Below are 3,403 nucleotides of genomic sequence, written 5' to 3'. Positions count from 1 at the left end.
GGGGGGGAGTGGGGAAGAGGAAATTATTTTTTCTCCCCATGTTTTTTGCTGTGCTAACCAAGTTACTAGCCAGCCGCAAATGCCAATGGCTAACCCTAACTGAGGAACATCTAGTCTGACAACAAAAATCGCCCGTATTAGCAGTAATACTAAGGCATAAATTACTACTAATGCGGGCAAGGTAATTCCAAGTCTAACTCGGCGATCGCTCCGATGTTCTCTACGAATTGGTGGGTGATGCTGACGGTAGCGATCGTGATAAACCGTAATAATGGTTGTGCCGATCATTGCCAAATAAACGGCAATTAAGGGAAATCCGGGGAATTTCCAACCCCAATGCAGATAACTCAGCCCTAGAATATTGACTAAAGGTAAATTGCCAGTATGTAAATTGGGGAAAATAGTTCGATTGTTCCAGACTAAAACAGTAATAGCTGTCAGAGTAGGCCAGGCGATCGCAACAACAATCCAGTCCAAAGGATTTTGCCACAACTGGAACCTATCCATTGCCCAAAAATTCACCGGCACTAGTAAAAGGGTGACAATCAGCAATGTTTGAGCCGTTAATCTGAGGTTACTTTGTTTAGTTGCCCAAAAGCTTAAACCCCAGAAACTCAAGGTATAAGCTAACAAAACCCCATACTGTCCAGAAGCGGGAAATCTCTCCCACTGACTAGCAGCCAGTACGCCAGAAGACAAAACTACCAGGAATACCCCTAAAAACAGCAGCCAACGGACACTCAATTCTGCCCCCAGTGACTGCAACATTGTGCCTACAAACCTGGGTTTAACTGGCTTTTCTCGCGGCTGTCTGCGGTTATTAGATTGTAAAGCTTTTACAGGCGACTGCGGCACAGGATCGGAAGTTGCTTGAACTTGAGGTTGTAATACCACCTCACAAACGAGAAACTCTCGGCATAGCTGCCTAACTTGGGTGTCAGATATCAAACCCAAGCGCAACCAGGTATCAAGTCCTGTTAATAACTGAGGATGGGAGGATGGTAGCCTAACTTCAATTTTCAGCGGACGGTCAAGGGGCGATGACATAAGCCGCAGCCGTATAAGTATATACTTAAATAATTTGATTTTATTAAAGTATATTTTGACTTTATACTATGTCACATTTATTCGGCTGACTAATGTTAATTTTTTTAAGCACTTAGTAGGTTATTTGCTGGTTTTACGCTATGGACGGGCATGGGGCATGGGGCATTGGGCATGGGGCATTGGGGTAGTGGTATTCAAATGAAAAATTATGGAATTTGCTCTAACCCCAAACATATTTGCGAATGTTTTCCCAATCCCCAGCGATGCACTGAGTTTCGACTGCGCTCAACTACCGCTTCTCGTTGGCGCAGCCTCTCGTAGAGAAGTGTCCCCATGCCCAGTATTTTTGTTTTTCTAGGGCGTGTCGTCAGTTAAGCAATATGACGCAATTGGTTAACCTAACTGACGACACGCCCTAGATCATTCTTCTTGATTTTGGGTGAAGTTTTGGATAATTTGCTGCTCGTAGTTGTTAAGCAATCACCAGGATGTTACTGGATGTCAGTGTTGGAGCAAGAGTTAGGCTAGCAATCTGCTGTTGTGCAGCACCACCATTACCATCAACATCAAAGAACAATCCACCCGCGTTATTATAGATAAACCGATGAGCGGCGGTAGTTGCAGAGGCACCCACAATGAACTTAAGACTGGAAAGGGTTCCTAACGTTAGACCAGCACCAAAACCAGAGGCAGAAACTGCGATTTTATCAGAGACAGAGGCAAAATCAGTGATGATATCTACACCTCCGGCAGGATTTAACAAGGTGAATCTATCGTTACCAGCACCACCGGCTAAGACATCAGTACCATTACCACCGATAAGAGTATCGTTACCAGCATCACCCGCTAAGAAATCGTTGCCAGCACCGCCACTGAGGATGTTGCTGGCAGTATTGCCAGTAATGATGTCGCTTTGAGCCGTACCTGTCACATTTTCAAAGTTGTTCACAGTGAAGTTTAGGGTTCCCAAACTAGGAACACTGTTCACAATCAAGCTATTGATAGCCAGATTTGCCGTAATGCTGGTGCTACCTGTTGCAGCGGAGGCATTAATTGTATCGCCCAGCAGGGTAGAAGCCGTGATGGTTTCAATCTTGTTTAGCTGATCAGTACCAAATCCACCTGCTTTGGTGACAGTACCCGTGGTACCGAGAACGATGGTTTGTCCCAGCGCACTGTAGTTTGCTGTGTCAGTGCCTGCATCACCGTTGATGATATCATTGCCCTGGCTACCACCGAACACATCGTTGCCACCACCACCACTGAGAATGTTGTTGGCATTGTCACCAGTAATGCTGTCGTTTTGAGCTGTACCTCTGACGTTCTCAAAGTTTTTGACAGTGAAGTTTAGGGTTCCCAGACTAGGAACATTATTCACAATTAGGGAATTGGTCAACAAATTAACGCTTACTGAGGTTGGACTGGTTGCATCAGATGCGTCATATCATGTCCGGTGGCACACCCATAGTAAAGTAAATTATATACCCTCTGTTGTAAGCATCTACCGTACCAATGCCAAAACATATTAGTATAGAGCCACATTTATCATTAACCGAGTTAGAACAGCGTTACCGTCAAGCAAAGGACGGTGTGGAGAGAAGCCATTACCAAATTATCTGGCTACTAGCATCCCGAAGGAGTAGTCAAGAGGTTTCACAAATAACTGGTTATAGCGTTAGTTGGATTTATGAACTTGTGTGGGGATATAACCGTATTGGACCAGAATCATTAGGGGACAAAAGACATGAGCATCCTGGAGGAAAAACACTTTTAAATGATATACAACAAGCGCAATTATGGCAGGCATTACAATCACCTCCGACTGATGGAGGGCTGTGGAACGGGCGAAAAGTCGCAGATTGGATAAGCGAATTAGTCGGATATTCAGTGAGTAGGCAACGCGGGTGGGAGTATCTCAAAGAAATGAAATTTCGCTTGAGAGTGCCTCGACCTTCACATGAAGAAACAGATTATTTTGAGCAGGAGGAATGGAAAAAAAAGTTAGCGTCCGAGGTCACTCAAGTCCAAAAAAACCATCCTGACGCCGACGTAGAAGTGTGGACGATGGATGAACATAGAATTGGTCTCAAACCAATTATTAGAAGGATGTGGGTTGATGAATGGACACAACCAATAGCTTCGGTTAATTGGCGATTTAAATGGTTGTGGTTATATGGTTTTGTTCACCCTCAATCAGGAGAAACATATTGGTGGATATTACCCTTTGTAGCAGGGCAAACGCATCTAAATATTGACAAGCCTGAATCAGGATGAAATACACCAAGATTCAAACTACATAAGGCTTTGAGGAAATTAAATCTCACTGAGTGTGAAAATGATAATCATTAGGAGGGGA

The 3,403-nt window shown here is 44.2% G+C and carries 4 protein-coding genes and 1 pseudogene; 3 read left to right on the top strand and 2 right to left on the bottom strand.

Annotation, left to right across the window (positions count from 1 at the left end; genetic code table 11):
- Positions 1-1,047, bottom strand: a pseudogene (locus tag IQ246_RS29185) (DUF2157 domain-containing protein); the annotation flags it as partial.
- Positions 1,048-1,102: 55 nt separating this feature from the next.
- On the opposite strand from IQ246_RS29185, the gene IQ246_RS29180 reads away from it, so the two are divergent.
- Together IQ246_RS29180 and IQ246_RS29175 are read left to right on the top strand one after the other, a co-directional pair.
- Positions 1,103-1,249, top strand: coding sequence for a hypothetical protein (locus IQ246_RS29180; protein WP_194006772.1), 147 nt, complete (start codon positions 1,103-1,105; stop codon positions 1,247-1,249).
- A complete protein-coding gene (locus IQ246_RS29175; RefSeq protein WP_194006771.1) occupies positions 1,198-1,368 on the top strand; it encodes a hypothetical protein in 171 nt (56 codons plus the stop codon). The genes IQ246_RS29180 and IQ246_RS29175 overlap by 52 nt, the downstream gene beginning before the upstream one ends.
- A 151-nt stretch (positions 1,369-1,519) precedes the next feature.
- Here the strand turns inward: IQ246_RS29175 and IQ246_RS29170 are convergent, their stop codons facing one another.
- Positions 1,520-2,446 (bottom strand): calcium-binding protein, encoded by a 927-nt coding sequence (locus tag IQ246_RS29170; protein WP_194006770.1) that lies wholly within the window; start codon positions 2,444-2,446, stop codon positions 1,520-1,522.
- A gap of 113 nt (positions 2,447-2,559) precedes the next feature.
- Between IQ246_RS29170 and IQ246_RS29165 the strand changes: the two genes are divergently transcribed.
- The gene (locus IQ246_RS29165) at positions 2,560-3,321 is read left to right on the top strand and encodes an IS630 family transposase (RefSeq protein ID WP_208492355.1); all 762 of its coding nucleotides are present in this window, start codon (positions 2,560-2,562) and stop codon (positions 3,319-3,321) included.
- Positions 3,322-3,403 lie beyond the last annotated feature (82 nt).

Source organism: aff. Roholtiella sp. LEGE 12411 (assembly GCF_015206995.1).
Taxonomy (GTDB): domain Bacteria; phylum Cyanobacteriota; class Cyanobacteriia; order Cyanobacteriales; family Nostocaceae; genus Komarekiella.
The sequence above is the reverse complement of the archived record's forward strand: the minus strand, read 5'-3'. Positions and strand labels throughout refer to the sequence as shown.